This is a genomic window from Actinophytocola sp. NPDC049390 (assembly GCF_044466355.1).
Taxonomy (GTDB): domain Bacteria; phylum Actinomycetota; class Actinomycetes; order Mycobacteriales; family Pseudonocardiaceae; genus Actinophytocola.
Genome location: NZ_JBITMQ010000033.1, coordinates 17,339 through 30,679, shown reverse-complemented (window position 1 = coordinate 30,679; position 13,341 = coordinate 17,339). Strand labels below are relative to the sequence as shown.

Annotated in this window: 14 protein-coding genes and 2 pseudogenes; 7 read left to right on the top strand and 9 right to left on the bottom strand. The window is 67.5% G+C overall.

All coding sequences use genetic code 11. The features are described 5' to 3' along the window. The 3 genes and pseudogenes from ACIBVP_RS45145 to ACIBVP_RS45135 all read right to left on the bottom strand — a co-directional run. Positions 1-833 (bottom strand): annotated as a pseudogene (locus ACIBVP_RS45145) (hypothetical protein); the annotation flags it as partial. 361 nt (positions 834-1,194) lie between these two features. After that, on the bottom strand, positions 1,195-2,595 hold the full coding sequence (locus tag ACIBVP_RS45140) for a hypothetical protein (RefSeq protein ID WP_396112734.1): 1,401 nt from the start codon (positions 2,593-2,595) through the stop codon (positions 1,195-1,197). Positions 2,596-2,717: 122 nt separating this feature from the next. Further along, positions 2,718-3,767 carry a DUF2235 domain-containing protein gene (locus tag ACIBVP_RS45135; RefSeq protein WP_396112733.1) on the bottom strand — a complete coding sequence of 350 codons (1,050 nt, stop codon included), beginning with the start codon at positions 3,765-3,767 and terminating at the stop codon, positions 2,718-2,720. Between the two features lie 148 nt (positions 3,768-3,915). On the opposite strand from ACIBVP_RS45135, the gene ACIBVP_RS45130 reads away from it, so the two are divergent. The 3 genes from ACIBVP_RS45130 (at position 3,916) to ACIBVP_RS45120 (ending at position 6,597) form a co-directional block, all read left to right on the top strand. Beyond that, on the top strand, positions 3,916-4,371 hold the full coding sequence (locus ACIBVP_RS45130) for a hypothetical protein (protein ID WP_396112732.1): 456 nt from the start codon (positions 3,916-3,918) through the stop codon (positions 4,369-4,371). A 1,108-nt stretch (positions 4,372-5,479) separates the two neighbouring features. Next, entirely contained in the window at positions 5,480-6,049 is a 570-nt protein-coding gene (locus tag ACIBVP_RS45125; RefSeq protein WP_396112731.1) for a GNAT family N-acetyltransferase, read from the top strand. Then, complete coding sequence (locus ACIBVP_RS45120; RefSeq protein ID WP_396112730.1) at positions 6,046-6,597, top strand: DUF6292 family protein; 552 nt, start codon at positions 6,046-6,048, stop codon at positions 6,595-6,597. The genes ACIBVP_RS45125 and ACIBVP_RS45120 overlap by 4 nt, the downstream gene beginning before the upstream one ends. A 52-nt stretch (positions 6,598-6,649) precedes the next feature. Here ACIBVP_RS45120 and ACIBVP_RS45115 read toward each other — a convergent pair whose 3' ends face one another. The 5 genes and pseudogenes from ACIBVP_RS45115 to ACIBVP_RS45095 form a co-directional block, all read right to left on the bottom strand. Then, positions 6,650-6,856: a cold-shock protein gene (locus ACIBVP_RS45115; RefSeq protein ID WP_396112729.1), complete on the bottom strand. Its 207-nt coding sequence runs from the start codon at positions 6,854-6,856 to the stop codon at positions 6,650-6,652. Positions 6,857-6,903: 47 nt separating this feature from the next. Continuing rightward, a complete protein-coding gene (locus ACIBVP_RS45110) occupies positions 6,904-7,758 on the bottom strand; it encodes a transglutaminase family protein (RefSeq protein ID WP_396112728.1) in 855 nt (284 codons plus the stop codon). A gap of 92 nt (positions 7,759-7,850) precedes the next feature. Further along, a pseudogene (locus ACIBVP_RS45105) lies at positions 7,851-8,075 on the bottom strand (RGCVC family protein); the annotation flags it as partial. Between the two features lie 110 nt (positions 8,076-8,185). Next, positions 8,186-8,635: a DUF5994 family protein gene (locus ACIBVP_RS45100; RefSeq protein ID WP_396112727.1), complete on the bottom strand. Its 450-nt coding sequence runs from the start codon at positions 8,633-8,635 to the stop codon at positions 8,186-8,188. A 163-nt stretch (positions 8,636-8,798) separates the two neighbouring features. After that, positions 8,799-9,860 (bottom strand): fatty acid desaturase family protein, encoded by a 1,062-nt coding sequence (locus ACIBVP_RS45095; RefSeq protein ID WP_396112726.1) that lies wholly within the window; start codon positions 9,858-9,860, stop codon positions 8,799-8,801. A gap of 18 nt (positions 9,861-9,878) precedes the next feature. Here ACIBVP_RS45095 and ACIBVP_RS45090 point away from each other — a divergent pair, with 18 nt between their 5' ends. The 4 genes from ACIBVP_RS45090 (at position 9,879) to ACIBVP_RS45075 (ending at position 13,005) form a co-directional block, all read left to right on the top strand. Continuing rightward, a complete protein-coding gene (locus ACIBVP_RS45090; RefSeq protein WP_396112725.1) occupies positions 9,879-10,631 on the top strand; it encodes a cold-shock protein in 753 nt (250 codons plus the stop codon). A gap of 156 nt (positions 10,632-10,787) precedes the next feature. Further along, entirely contained in the window at positions 10,788-11,699 is a 912-nt protein-coding gene (locus tag ACIBVP_RS45085; protein ID WP_396112737.1) for an acyl-CoA desaturase, read from the top strand. 114 nt (positions 11,700-11,813) lie between these two features. Next, a complete protein-coding gene (locus tag ACIBVP_RS45080; RefSeq protein ID WP_396112724.1) occupies positions 11,814-12,278 on the top strand; it encodes a DUF5994 family protein in 465 nt (154 codons plus the stop codon). A gap of 484 nt (positions 12,279-12,762) precedes the next feature. Further along, complete coding sequence (locus tag ACIBVP_RS45075) at positions 12,763-13,005, top strand: hypothetical protein (protein WP_396112723.1); 243 nt, start codon at positions 12,763-12,765, stop codon at positions 13,003-13,005. Between the two features lie 149 nt (positions 13,006-13,154). Here the strand turns inward: ACIBVP_RS45075 and ACIBVP_RS45070 are convergent, their stop codons facing one another. After that, positions 13,155-13,328 (bottom strand): hypothetical protein, encoded by a 174-nt coding sequence (locus tag ACIBVP_RS45070; protein ID WP_396112722.1) that lies wholly within the window; start codon positions 13,326-13,328, stop codon positions 13,155-13,157. Positions 13,329-13,341 lie beyond the last annotated feature (13 nt).

The window sequence follows — 13,341 nt, the reverse complement described above, 5'->3', positions numbered from 1 at the left end:
ATGAGCGCCACCAGTGCGCCCCCGTACGTGACCACTTCGCCGACGCGCATCAGCGTCGCCGCGGTCGGCGGTTCCTGCCCCTTCGCGATGGCCGGCGCGGACAGCAGTCGCCCGAACGTCAGGAAACGCCAGAGCACGTACGCGCCGAAGGGAACCGCGAACACACCCACCGACAACAGCGACTGCCGCACCGCCCGCCGTGGCGGCAGCCACACTGCGACGACCAACGGCAGCGCGACGGCGTAGACGGCGCCGTCCGGTCGCGTCAGCGCGGCGCCCGCGGCCAACAGCCCGGCGGCGACCGCGACCCGGGGCGCGCCGAGCCGCTCGGCGACCGCCGCACGGCACAGCGTGGCCGCGAGCACCGCGACGAACAAGGCGAACAACGCGTTCTCCAGACCGGAGAAGCACCAGATCACGAATGACGGAACGGTCGCGACCCCCAGCCCGGTCACGAGCGTGACCAGTGCGGGCCGGCCGGACACCGCACGAGCGGCCCAGTGACAGGCGACGAGAATGCCCGCGCAGCACAGCAGTGCCAACGCCTTCGGGTAGACGACCTGGTCGGGTATCCCGAAGATCGTGCCCCGGTCGAACATCCCGACGAGCCGGCCGAGCCACAGCAGCGTGAGCCATGCGGGATTCGAGTACGCCTCCACCGGTTCGGCACCGGGTTGCAGGATCGGCCCCTCGCCCGCCGCGAAGCTGCGGACGTACGCGAACGTGATGGCCGCGTCGTCGACGATCCAGTTCCCGAAGCGGGACGCGTGCAGGGCGATCGCCGAGGTGCCGACGAGCACCGCCGCACCACCGCGTACCGCCGAGTTCCTCACAGCCGCGACTCGACGCGACCGCGGTAAGGCCACAGCATGCCCCTCCCCGCTGCACCACGCACTTCTTTACATAGCGTTGGATCACCGAACCGTTACCGACTGGGGGCGAACGGTGCGCGAGGGGTGTGGATGGGCCGCCGACCACACTGGACACAGTGGAAGGTGGGCATGATCCCGTGGTGTGCCACAACTCGCGGCTCGGTTCCGCCGGGTCGTGCCGCCACCACGGCCCGAAGCTTTCAGGGGCCGGCAGCCTTGGTGCCAGCGGATGGGTGCCGAGCGGTCGGCGAAGAGCATCGTATATTGCTGCCCGGATGCATACACCTCGGTGGGCGCGGGCGACTCCCACCTTGACCCGTGCCTACCCCTTCGCTTCCTCTTGACGCGGTGCCCCGGTGGCCATGACCGCGTGATTGTGCGGCGCGGTCGGGTTCGCCGGCAGGGCGAACGCGCCGTCGCCGCCCGCCGGCGGCGGGAAGACGCCGGACAGGCCACGCCAGCACAGCACGGGTTCGAGGTTGGTGCTCGTCCGCAGCGCGACCTTGAGCGACTGCGCCAGCGCCGGGTCCGCCAGCTTGTGGTCGTCCACGGCTTGCAGGTATTCGGTGGCGGTCCGGATGCCCTTCTTGTGCAGGCAGTTGCGCAGTTCCTTGTTGTTCTTGCCGAGCTGGGTGTCGAGCATCGCCTGGTCGGTCCAGTCGATCAGCCGGTTCGGCGGGATCCTCGTGTTGAGCAGGAGGTCGACCAGGTCGGCGGTCGCCATGTTGGGCACGTTCTCGATGTCGTGCTCGACCAGGCGGGCCTCGTGCCACACCGTCAGGCCGTCCAGGTCGCTGATGGGCAGCTTGGCGCTCATGCTCGGCATGCCGATCCTCAGCACACGGGTGCCCGCCAGCCGCTTGAGCTGGTACTCGACGAACTGCCAGATCACCAACGGGAACATGCCGATCGCGAACGACAGCGCGAACAGTTCGCCCTCGGTCAGCAGACCGGTCGTCGCGTCCACAGCGGTGAGCACCCAGACGCCGACGGTCGCGAGGATTATCCGCATCGACACCGCTACGTACGCGCTGCCGCGCAGATCCCGGTGCGCGTAGCGGCGGAACAGCATCTGGATGCAGAAGAAGTACGCGCCGATGAACCCCAGCGTCACCGGCTGCAGTGTGGGGGTGAGCGCGTGGATCCACGCCGTGGCGTGGGTTTCGCCGGACGGCACAACCCGCGCCGGCGGCAGCGTGAGCAACCAGCCGAGTGTGATCAGGGCCGTCGCCGCCATCACCGGCACCGCGGTGGTGACGAGTCCGGCGCGCTCGTTGATCACCGTGCGCGCGTACCGGGTGAACCTGCCCGCCTGTACGTCTGAGTGAACCTTCTCCGGCAGGGAACCGTAGATCGCGCTGAACCGCTCGAGGTAACTGGAGATCCGCCGGTCCTTCGCCGCGTCGGTCTCGTGCCGCTGCGCACGGAGCAGCCCGAGCCGTTCCAGGCTCGTCAGGAACTCGTTGAGCAGGCTCGCCTTCCGGGTGGCGATGAACAGATACCACAGCATCGCGGGCAGCGCGCACACGACGAGGATGAACGTCCCCCGCAATGCGACCAGCTGGGAATTCTGCGGCAGCAATGCGATAGCCCCGACAAGTACCAGCAGCACCGGCACCCCGATCATCATCACGAGCGCCGTGCGCGAATGACGTTTGCCGACCGTCGGATTCCGCTGTTCGCCCACCATGGCGACCTCCCCCGAGGACACACGCGAAGTCATGACCAATCTCGGCGAATTTCCGGATGCCGTTACGGGGGATGTCGAGAACGTTGGACGAGGTCGACCTCGCGCAAGTAGCCGCCGCCGGAGGTGCAGGGACTAAACCAAGATCAGATGCCCTCTCACGGATTCTTCACCCACTCGGCCAGGTTCGGGTTCTTGGGCTGGTAAGGCGGTGCACCCCAACGCCAGCGGTGGCGCACCGACTCGTCGAGCGTCTCCGCGACGGTCGTCGTGCGCACCGGTCGCAGGTAGGCTCCGTTCCCCGGCAGGCTGCCGAGAATCCGCCAGAACCCGCGGCGTGAGTCGGTGAACGCACCCCGCCACGCGAACGCCGGGGTGCTCGCGCTGGTGATCGCCAGCCCCGCCTTGGCGGCGCCTTCGACGATCCACTCGCGGGTGAGCGCCGACAGCGGATTGCGCTCGTCTGGCTGGTCGGTACCGCCGCCGCCGACGCTGCCGTGCACGCCGACGAACCAGCGCTGCTCGACGGTGGTCGGGTGGCCGGGGATCGGCTTGGGGATCTCCGTCCACAGGGTGGGGGCGAACTGCTTGCGCCGTTCGTCGATGGCGATGGCGTGGTACGCGTAGTCCACGAGCCCGCTGAGCTTCGTGTCGTGGAACTCGTAACGCCGGCGAGTCAGCCAACGACCCAGCGTGGTGGGAATGCCGAGACTGCCGACCGTGTCGAACACCCCGACGAACCGGATCCGCGCGAGCCGCGACTCGGCGAGCACCTTCTTGTCGAGGGCGGTCACCGCGAGTCCGGGGTTCTTCCGCATCTCCCGAAGCCCCATGGCGGACGAGTCACGGTACCGCTCGAACAACTCCTTGTCGGAGATTCGCGAGGGGTCGACAATTCCACACTTGGCAATCATCCCGGCGAGACTTCGCGCGGTGAACGCGCCCCGGCTGTACCCGATGAGGAAGATACGGTCGTCGTCGGAACGGTAGTGTTTCGCGACGAACCGGTAACCCTCTCGGATGTTGTCGTCCAGCCCGTATCCGGTGATGCCACCGCGAAGGCGCTCGAATCTCTTGCTGCCGACACCTTCGATGTAGCCGCATCGATAGCCGTCACCGGCGTCGCCGAGCCGCCGGTAGATCTGGCAGACGTTCGTGTTGACCGCGAGATCGTTCCACGTACCGTCGAGCAGAACCACGATGTCCATTACCGGCTCCCTTCCGATGGACTTTCCAGAAGGTCGCCCGGAAGAACGATTTCGCTACGGAGGCCGCGGCGCAAACAATGTCCCGAGGCTGGGGAGGACCTTGTGGCCGTGCTCGTCAATGCGGATGTCCGCGCCGCTGCGAGGCGGAGTGCGCCTGGCAACGCATCCGGCCGCGGGCTACCTCCGTGAGGACACGATTCGGGACGCGGTCAACGAGTGGTTCGCCGAACTCTTCCATCGAGACGACGCCGACAGGACCGTTGCGGCGCTCGTGGCCTCACAGGACGGAGCCGGGCAGAAGGTAAGCGGCCGGGAGGTGGCTGAACACCGGTTCGCCAAAGCCGAGGCGGAGATCCGGAGGTTCCAAGCAGACATCGCCGCGGACATCGATCCGACCGCGCTCGTGGAGGCGATCAACACCGCCCAGGCCAAGCGGGCGGCAGTTCAAGCAGAGATCAACAACACACCAGCGCCGAACCTGATGGAAGCTGCCGAGGTGTACGCACGCATCGACTCACTGGGCGACGTGCCTGCGACGCTGAACCGGGGGAGCAGAGAAGCTGGTCGAACTCTATGCAGGCACAGCCCTGCAGGTTCTGTATGAGCAAGGGGATTCCACCGCTGAGACTTCGATGCGGGTGAATAGTGTGCGTGTCCGAGGGGGGATTAGAACACCTGTTCGAGGGCAATCTCCCGATTTCCGGGAGGTTTCTCATGTCTCCAGGGTACCAGCGAGGCGCCGCTGGCTGCGACTTCACGCCGTCCCTGTCTCGAGGTGATGGACGGGTGGGGCTGGATGGCGTGGTGTTCATGGTTGGGCCAGTGGGTGGGGTTGTCCAGTCATGGCCGTGAGGGCGGTGGTGGGGTTGACCTCTTGGCGGCTGGCTTTGATGTAGGTGGTGGTGGCCGATCCGATGTTCTCGGTGTGTCCGGCGTAGGCCCGCGCGACCCCGTAGCCGTGGTGTCGTTCGACCCAGGTGAGGGTGGTGTGGCGGGGCAGCGGTCGGGGTCGAGGTCCTCGAGGTGGATATCGAAGGCGCTACCGCGGCGGCAAGCGGTCTCGGTGAGGACCCGGAGTGCGTCGAGGACGTGGCCGCGCCGGGGCAATCATCAGATACGGGCCCCCCGGCTTTCGGGGCCCCGGGGGTGGATTCGTCGCGTGTTGCGTGCTTGTGCTGCTCCGCTCAGCGCGCGGGCAGCGGGATTCTCCGGTGGGTGCGAGCCACAGAAGTGGACGCCCGTGTTGAGGTCTTGGCGACCGGTTCGAGGAACAGGTTTTCGTGCGGAACTGGCCGGGTCGGCACGGTGCTGTGTTCGCGCTGGTCCATGGAGTGGCTGAATTCCATGCCTTCTGGCGGTGCGGCGATGATGGTTGTCCTCTCAGGACCGTGCGAGATCGCGGGAACCCGTTGGGAACGGGGGCGCGGGGGCGAGAGCGTGGAGCGAACGCGAAGCGGTTCGAACTGAGGATCCACGTCTCCTCGTGTGTTCCACGGTACACGGTGAGAAGTGAGTCAACCGTTCAGGCCGGGTGCTGTAGTGTTGTGGTAGCCGATGGCACCTCGTATGCCGGCATCAGGGCCAGCCTCGTCGTCGGCGTGTTCAGTACGGTCACCGCATCCGCCTTCAGCGCGACGTATGCCTGACCAGTCACTGCCGGACCGGTGTCCAGTCGCACCTGGTCACAGAATGAGCGTGTCATGGTCAACACCTTGTCCACGAATCGTCTGACCCTGCGTCCGTGGCTGATCGGCGACGCCCCGGCCGCGCTGGAGGTGTATGGCCATCCGGAGGTCGCCCGCTGGCTGAGCCCGGCGATGGACCAGGTCCGGGACCTGGCGACGATGCGGGTACTGCTCCAGCAGTGGATCGCGGAGGACGCACGTCATGCGCCGCCTGCGGGCCGGTGGGCGATCGAACGCACCGCTGACCGGCAGGTGATCGGTGGAGCGGTGCTGCTTCCCCTGCCGCCGGGTGACGAGGACCTCGAGATCGGCTGGCATCTCACCCCGTCGGCGATCGGCAACGGCTATGCGGGCGAGACCATGTTCACGCTCGCGTCCTGGGCGTTCGACCACGAAGTCCACGAGGTCTTCGCGGTCGTTCGCCCGGAGAACACACAGACCACCGCGACAGTGCGGCAGAACGGCATGCACTGGGTCGGCGAGACCACCAAGTACTTCGGGCTTGAACTGCAGGTGTTCCGCCTGCGTCAGGCGGACCTGGACCGCGGCGCGGCGACCACTTCGCGCCCACCCGGCCACCGAACGGTAGGAGCATGATGCCCGCAACACCCAGGACACAGTTCGACGAAGGCCGCTCACGGGCGGAGCGGGAGCTGGCCAGTCAACAACGGCGGGCCGTCCGCACCGTCGCGGGAAACGCTCGCGATGGAGCCGAGTTCACCGCGCTGCTGGCCATGCTAGGTCTGGACAACCCCATGTCCCAACGGGTGCCACTCGACAAGCGTCTCGCCGACTACGTCCGCCAGGTCGCCGTCGCCGTCGGTGTGTCGGCCGACGCCGTCAGCCACGAGGTGACCGACACGGCCACCGCCTACATCCCCCTCGACCGGCGTAGCGCCACCCAACCCGAGCACGACCTGATGCTGGTGTGGGACGAACTCCTCGGCTGGTACGTCGCCGCCGAGACGGCACCCACCGAGACGCCGGTCGTCATCGGCTACCTCGTCGGAGAGCTGGTGCCCCCGCCGTCCGTGGTCGCCAGGTTCGCGGCCGAGGTCGCTGAGGGAGGCGATGTGGACCGGATCCGTCCGGTCCCGCCTACGATCGAGCGGGCCGTGCTCGCTGAGAGAATGGCCGCGCACTGACCTGCCGAACCGGGGACCGGGCCGTTTCACGCCACGGCCCGGTCCCCGTGGCTCACAGCAGCTTCACCCCGGTGGCCTCGGGGCCTTTGCGGCCATCGCCGACCTCGAACTCGACCTGTTGGTTCTCGGCGATCCTGTCGTGGGACTCGTAGTCCTGGATCTGCGACTGGTGCACGAACAGGTCCGCCCCGCCACCCGCGGGTGTGATGAACCCGAATCCCTTCGTGCCGTTGAACCATCGCATGGTGCCCTGCGCCATCGTGTGCTCCTGATCTGACCGCGCGATCCGGGGAACCGGACCGTCGTTCATCGTTGTCGTTGCGGGGGAACGAGGGGGAGATGCCCAGCCGATGCTCGACCACCGGAGCGTTCCGCGTGGACGGTCATCTCCTCCAGCGTCGGCCCACCGAACGTCGTCGCCATCGCGACGTCCGCGGCGTCCCGTCCACGACCGATCACCACCCGGCCCGCCCGGCGCGCGTTGTTCCGCGGATCGAACGTCCACCACCGGTCGCCGAGCCAGACCTCCATCCAGGCGGCGAAATCCATCGGGGCGGAACCGGCCGGCACACCGATGTCGGGGAGGTATCCGAAAACGTAGCGGGCCGGGATGTTGAGCGCCCTGCAGAACGTGATCGCCAGGTGCGTGAAGTCCCGGCAGACACCCAGGCCGCTCGCGTTGACGTCGGCCGCCGTGCTCAGCGCGGTCGTGCTGCCATAGCGGAAGCTCAGGTGATTGTGCACATGCGCGCAGATCGACAGTACCCGGCCGAAGCCCGGCGCGAGCCCACCGAAACGTGTCCATGCCTCGTCCGCGAGCACGTCGGGCAGGCAGTACCGGCTCGGCAGCGTGTACAGCAGAACCGGGTCCGGCAGGTCCGCCGGCGCTGTCTCCGCGGTCTCGGGCTCGTGTTGCTCCGGCCCGTCAGGCACCTCGACCGATGCCGAGTACCGAACGGTGGTACGTCCGGGGGGCAGCACGGTGCGCATGCACGGATTTCCGTACAGGTCCTCGTAGTCGTGCAACGCGACGAACGGGTTTACCGACCAGCTCTCGGATCGCACCCGTTGAGCCGGTTCCGGGTCTGGCTGGATCTGGAAGATGACAGGAGTCGGGATCTCGGCGAGGTAGGTGAACGAGCAACCGACGTCGACGCGCAACGGGACCCGCGTGTCGGCTGTTCCCGAAAAGGGTGTCGTCTCACTGCCGTCTCTGCTGGTCCGCCTGCCGCGGGTGGTACGCAGACGCATGCGCGGGCGTTCCTGCCGACTGCGGTGGCCGCACAGAACCGGGCGGAGATCTCGTCGTGGTCGGACCACAGGTGAGGGCACACAGCGCAGACCCTGCCGACAGCCGTCTGCGAGTCCGCGGTTTCCCTGCTTGGCAGATTCCTCAAACCGTACGTCCTTCGGGTAGTCGGTGGCAACAGCAGTGTGCAGCGAGAGGAGCCGCGTCGTGCTGTGGTCGTGAGCAACATGGCCACGGCTGGAACGATCACGATCAGCCTTGCCACAATGGACTGGAGCGGTGAGGTGCAGCGGATCGCGTCGAGAGGGGCGGGGCAGTGGTCGAGCTGCACCCAACGGTCTACTGGCGCGGTGTGTGCGGACGTGGGCGGATCCCGTTGCGCGCCAGGACCTGTTCCGCGCTGCCCACGGCATCGGGTCCGGCCGCCCAGCTCAACAGGGCGCGGGCGACACGTTCAGGTACCTCCGGTGGGACCACCAGCAAGGTTCTCCTGCGTTGGTGGGTGCCGACCACCATCACGGTGTCCGGCTGAAGAGTGCCGGCTTCCTCGAGGTCGAATGGCCAGCCCTCGCTGGTCGCCGAGTTCTGGGCGAGGTCCCAGTCACCGGTGCGGTAGAGCACCCGGTTGACCGGGCCGACCCACGAGCTCATGACGAGCACGAGTTCTGGGAACTCCGTCCCTGGAGTGCGGGATCGCGGCCACCACGCACCGTCCAGGTCGTGTGTGGTGGGGCTTCCTTTCATGCGGACCCGGACCTCGTTGCGCAGCGGCAGTGCGTGGTGGACCACGGGTCGGAGGTTCAAGGACGGTAGACCGTCCAAGCCGGTCATCGAGTCCGGCCAGTTCGCTGGACCTCGGCCGCCCGGTGCGGTCGACCTGTCCGGAAGCAGGAGGTCGCGGCCGGGGCCCGTGATCCCAGGAGGGAAGCGCCGTTGAAGCCGAGGTTCGTGTTCACGCGGGTACCCCCGCCGTCGTCGCATGTCCCGCACGCAGAGGAGCGCCGACCTCGTGCAGGTGGCGCAGCACGTGACCGTAGGTCTGCAACCAACCGCACTGCGAGTACTCGATGTCCTTCCGCGCGCAGAACTCGCGCACGAGAGGCTGGGCGAGGCGAAGGTTCGGGCGGGGCATGTGCGGGAACAGGTGGTGCTCGACCTGATAGTTCAGCGCGCCGAGGACGAAATCGACCCATACGCCACCGCGAACGTTGCGGGACGTCAGCACTTGACGGCGCAGGAAATCGATCCGCTCTCCCGCGGCGATGATGGGCATGCCCTTGTGCCCTGGCGCGAACGAACAGCCCATGTAGACACCCCACAGGCATTGGTGCACCAGCACGAAGGCAACCGCCGTCAGCGGTGAGAGCACCAGGAAGACTGCCGTGAGATAGGCAGAGAAGTGTACCACCAGCAGTGGGATCTCCACACACCGCCCGGGCAGGTCTCGCCGCCACAGCGCGCGCACGCTCTCGACGTGGAGGCTGAACCCTTCGAGCAGCAGCAGCGGGAAGAACAGGAAGGCCTGGTACTTGGCCATCCAGCGGAAGAACCCACGTCGCTCCGCTGCCTGCTTTCGTGTGAAGGCGACGGCCGGAATATGGATGTCCGGATCGTCATCCTCGTGATTGGGATTGGCGTGGTGCCGGGTGTGCTGGTCCATCCAGGACGCGTAGCTGAGACCGACCATACCGCCGTGCCAGAACCCGATGACGTCGTTCGCCCTGCGACTGCGGAAGATCTGTTTGTGTCCGGCGTCGTGCCCCACGAAGGACAGTTGCGCGAACATCACGGCGAAGAACACCGCGACGAACAGTTGCCACCACGAGTCGCCAAGGTGGACGAAGAACACCCAGCCGGCGGCGAAGACGAGGACGTTGAGCGAGATCTTCACCGCGTAGTAGCCGTATCGACGGCGCAGCAGTCCAGCCAGCCGGACGATGCGGGATAGTTCACCGTAGTCGTGCCTGCCGGACTCCACCGTCGGTGTGCCCGCGAGAGCGTCGGCCGTCGTCATCGGCGCCACACCCGGCGGATGACGGCCTTCAATGGTCGCACATGCACTCCCTGCCACGCCGCGTCGGCGCATAAGGCCGGGAAACTGGCATCTCAACGCGGGTGCCTGCAGTCCGGATACCCCGACCATACGCGCAATCACCCAGCCGCGGGTCGGGGGGACAGGGCGAGCTGTGACAGCGGTGGTGCATCGAGGCCGTGGCGCGACCACCACGACGTCGTCGACAAGACACGGCGAAGGCGGGGTGCCCTACGTTCGCGACGCGCTCGGGCGCGGCAGGCACCGTCGCGCCGACCGCGTCCGATGTCACGCTGTCCGATGACGTCCTGGACCGTATCGACGAGATCGTGCCTGATGGCCGGGAACAAATACTGGTTCAAGCCCGTTGTCAGGGGTAGTCGTCAGTTTTGTGTGTTCGTGTTTCCACGCTCGCGGAGAACTTTTTCGGGCGTGGACTCCACATCTCAGGGTGAGTTGGAGAAGGCCGCCATATCGAGTCGGCTGGTGCCGCGTACCCGCGGTACTCGTAACACCCCTGAAGGAGCACACCTCTTGGCACATGGAATCGTGAAGCGGTTCGACCCTCGAACGGGTTTCGGCTTGATCTCTCGCGCGGGCTTCGTCTCCCGTGACGTCGGCGGCGCTGACGTTCTCGTCCACCACTCGCACGTCGCGGATTCCACCGGTGTGCTCGAAGAGGGCGCTGTCGTGACCTTCACCCTGGAACACCACCAGCGTGTCCTGCGCGCCGTCGCCGTCCGTGCCGCGTGACAACTCGGCGTTTGAAGGCCTTCTCCGCCGTCAAGCCTTATAGCAATCGCACGTGGTCCTGGTGGGCCACCGACATCCGGTCTACCGGGAGGTAATGATCTCGTGACCACCACTCTGCAGCAGCCCGGCACGGACAGACGGGCCGGGCCCGAGCCGATGCTGGCCGGTGAGAAGTCCCGAGGGCAGCTCGCGCTGGTGAAGCTGTTCGCGATCGTGCCGCTCCTCGCCCTGATCGCGGCGGTGCCGTTCGCCTGGGGCTGGGGACTTGGCTGGGTCGACATCGGCCTCGCCGCGTTCTTCTACACGGCCACCTGCCTGGGGGTGACGGTCGGTTTCCACCGGTACTTCACGCACGGCGCGTTCAAGGCCCGCCGTGGCCTGCGGCTCGCGCTGGCCGTGGTGGGCAGCATGGCGATGCAGGGGCCGGTCGTGGGCTGGGTGGCCGACCACCGCCGCCACCACGCCTACGCCGACAAGGAGGGTGACCCGCACTCGCCGTGGCTGTTCGGCACCGGGCCGGTCGCACTGGCCAAGGGGTTCTGGCACGCGCACATGGGGTGGATGTTCGAACGCGAGAAGACCAACGCCGTCCGCTTCGCCCCGGACCTCCTCGCCGACCGCGACATCCAGCGCGTCGACCGGCTCTTCCCGGTGCTCACCGTCGTCACCCTGCTCGCCCCCGCCGTGCTCGGCGGACTGATCACGATGTCCTGGTGGGGTGCGCTGACCGCGTTCTTCTGGGCCAGCCTGGTCCGGGTCGCGCTGCTGCACCACGTCACCTGGTCGGTCAACTCCATCTGCCACATGATCGGCGACCGGCCGTTCGAGGCACGGGACAAGTCCGCCAACTTCTGGCCGCTGGCCATCGCTTCGATGGGCGAGTCCTGGCACAACTCCCACCACGCCGACCCCACCTGCGCCCGCCACGGCGTGCGCCGCGGCCAACTCGACATCTCCGCCCGCCTGATCTGGTTCTTCGAGAAGCTCGGCTGGGTGTCCAAGGTCCGCTGGCCCAAACCCGAACGCCTCGCCGCCAAACTCAAGACACCCGCAGGCGCCTCCGCCTGAATCCACCGCAGGGCATTCGGTGCAACACCAACGACATCGTCGATGGCATGCCAACCACTTTCGTCCTCGACGGACACCACCCGGCCGCTCACCGGCCGGAGGCAGGAGCGCGACATGACGTCGCCAGCACCCAGAGCCACCCGAACCCCGGCGGCCACACCGGCCGAACAGTCGTTGCGGCTGCGGATGAAGCCCTCCACGGACACCACGAGACACGCGGGCTACGTCGACGGCGGCTGGTGGCCCCGCACCCGCGACCTCTCCGACGAACTGCCCGCGTTGCTGGCGGCCCTCACCGACAGGCTGGGCACGATCGAACGGGTCGCCTACCGCATCACCGAATGGGCACCCGCCGCCCGACGCATCGACAACGACGGGCGCAGGGTGAAGCTCGGCGGCTTCCACCACCAGGGTGCGAACACGGTGGACGTGAGCGGCTCGTCCGGCACCCGGGTCACCCTCCTGGTCATCCCACCGGACACCGGGACACGAGACGCCGAGGCCATCGCACGGACGAGCGCCACCGCCCAGAACCTCGACACCACGATCGCGCTGCTCGCGATCACCGGCGCCAGGTAGGAACCATCACCGGTCGTGGTTCCACCGCCCCGGCCGGCGCAGCGGGATTGCGGCCCCGGTTGGTCGACGACATGCCGCACATCCCTCCGCGCCGTCCGAGCACGTCGGGGAAGGGTGTACCTGCTCGTTCCCCAGCGTTCATGAGCTCATCGGGGGACCCCGCTTTCCCTGGCCGTCAGATCGACGTCGACCGATGCTGTGAGCGCGGCTGTTTCTCCCGGGTGCCACCGGGTACGGAGACCAACGCCGGGGGCGGCCGTACCCGGGTACGAGGCCGGATTTCGGCGTTCAGCCAAGTAACACCGGCATGCTCCCGCCGCTGCCGCCCCCGGCACGATCTCGTCTCCTCCACCTGGCTCCAGCCCTTCTACCAGTTCGGTCTGTAAGACCCCTGTACGTGCTCGGTGCCAGCAGCGCAGACTGTGCCGGTGGACACGACGATGCCGGTGAACGGCGACCACCCCGACCGGTGAACAGTGTGTCGGTGAGCGACGAGTTGGTCACCATCGGGCAGGAACTGGCCGAGATCTCCGCGGTCCCGCGGCCGCCGCGTGAGTTGCGGCGCTGGACGGCGTTGGCCTTGATCTCTTCCTCGAACTGCTTGATCTCGGTCGCGGTCGGTTCCAGCAGGGTCCGCGGTCCCCACTTGGCGCGGATGCGGTTCCAGTACGAGCCGCAGGTTTTGGCGGTGCCGGGGGAGACGGCTTTCTCGACTTCGTGGATGTAGGCGTCGAAGGAGGGCACCGGTGGCCGGTCGGCGGGGGTCGGTCATCAGGTCGGCGGGGTCGACGCCCATGCGCTGGAGCATCATCCGGGCCGCCGCCATCAGCTCGCGGTCGGCAGCCGTGCCCGGTCCTGGCGGCGTGAGGTTGGTTGTCACCGCGGACCACCGCCCGGCCCGTCTGCTGTGCCGGTCGTGGTGAGCGTGGCGTGGTAGGTGGTGATCATCGTGTCCAGCGCCGCGAGGGGGTGGACGACCAGGACGTCGTGGTTGGGGTCGGCGGCCATCAGGACGAGGTCGCGGGAGCGCAGGCCGCTGCGGTGCCGCACAGCGGCAGGGACC

What these genes read in the sequence shown, in the direction of transcription:
- ACIBVP_RS45080 (WP_396112724.1), top strand. Translation starts at nt 11,814, where the DNA reads ATGACGTCGCCAGCACCCAGAGCCACCCGAACCCCGGCGGCCACACCG.
- ACIBVP_RS45115 (WP_396112729.1), bottom strand. Translation starts at nt 6,856, where the DNA reads ATGGCGCAGGGCACCATGCGATGGTTCAACGGCACGAAGGGATTCGGG.
- ACIBVP_RS45135 (WP_396112733.1), bottom strand. Translation starts at nt 3,767, where the DNA reads ATGGACATCGTGGTTCTGCTCGACGGTACGTGGAACGATCTCGCGGTC.
- ACIBVP_RS45090 (WP_396112725.1), top strand. Translation starts at nt 9,879, where the DNA reads ATGACGGCCTTCAATGGTCGCACATGCACTCCCTGCCACGCCGCGTCG.
- ACIBVP_RS45140 (WP_396112734.1), bottom strand. Translation starts at nt 2,595, where the DNA reads ATGACTTCGCGTGTGTCCTCGGGGGAGGTCGCCATGGTGGGCGAACAG.
- ACIBVP_RS45120 (WP_396112730.1), top strand. Translation starts at nt 6,046, where the DNA reads ATGATGCCCGCAACACCCAGGACACAGTTCGACGAAGGCCGCTCACGG.
- ACIBVP_RS45085 (WP_396112737.1), top strand. Translation starts at nt 10,788, where the DNA reads ATGCTGGCCGGTGAGAAGTCCCGAGGGCAGCTCGCGCTGGTGAAGCTG.
- ACIBVP_RS45095 (WP_396112726.1), bottom strand. Translation starts at nt 9,860, where the DNA reads ATGACGACGGCCGACGCTCTCGCGGGCACACCGACGGTGGAGTCCGGC.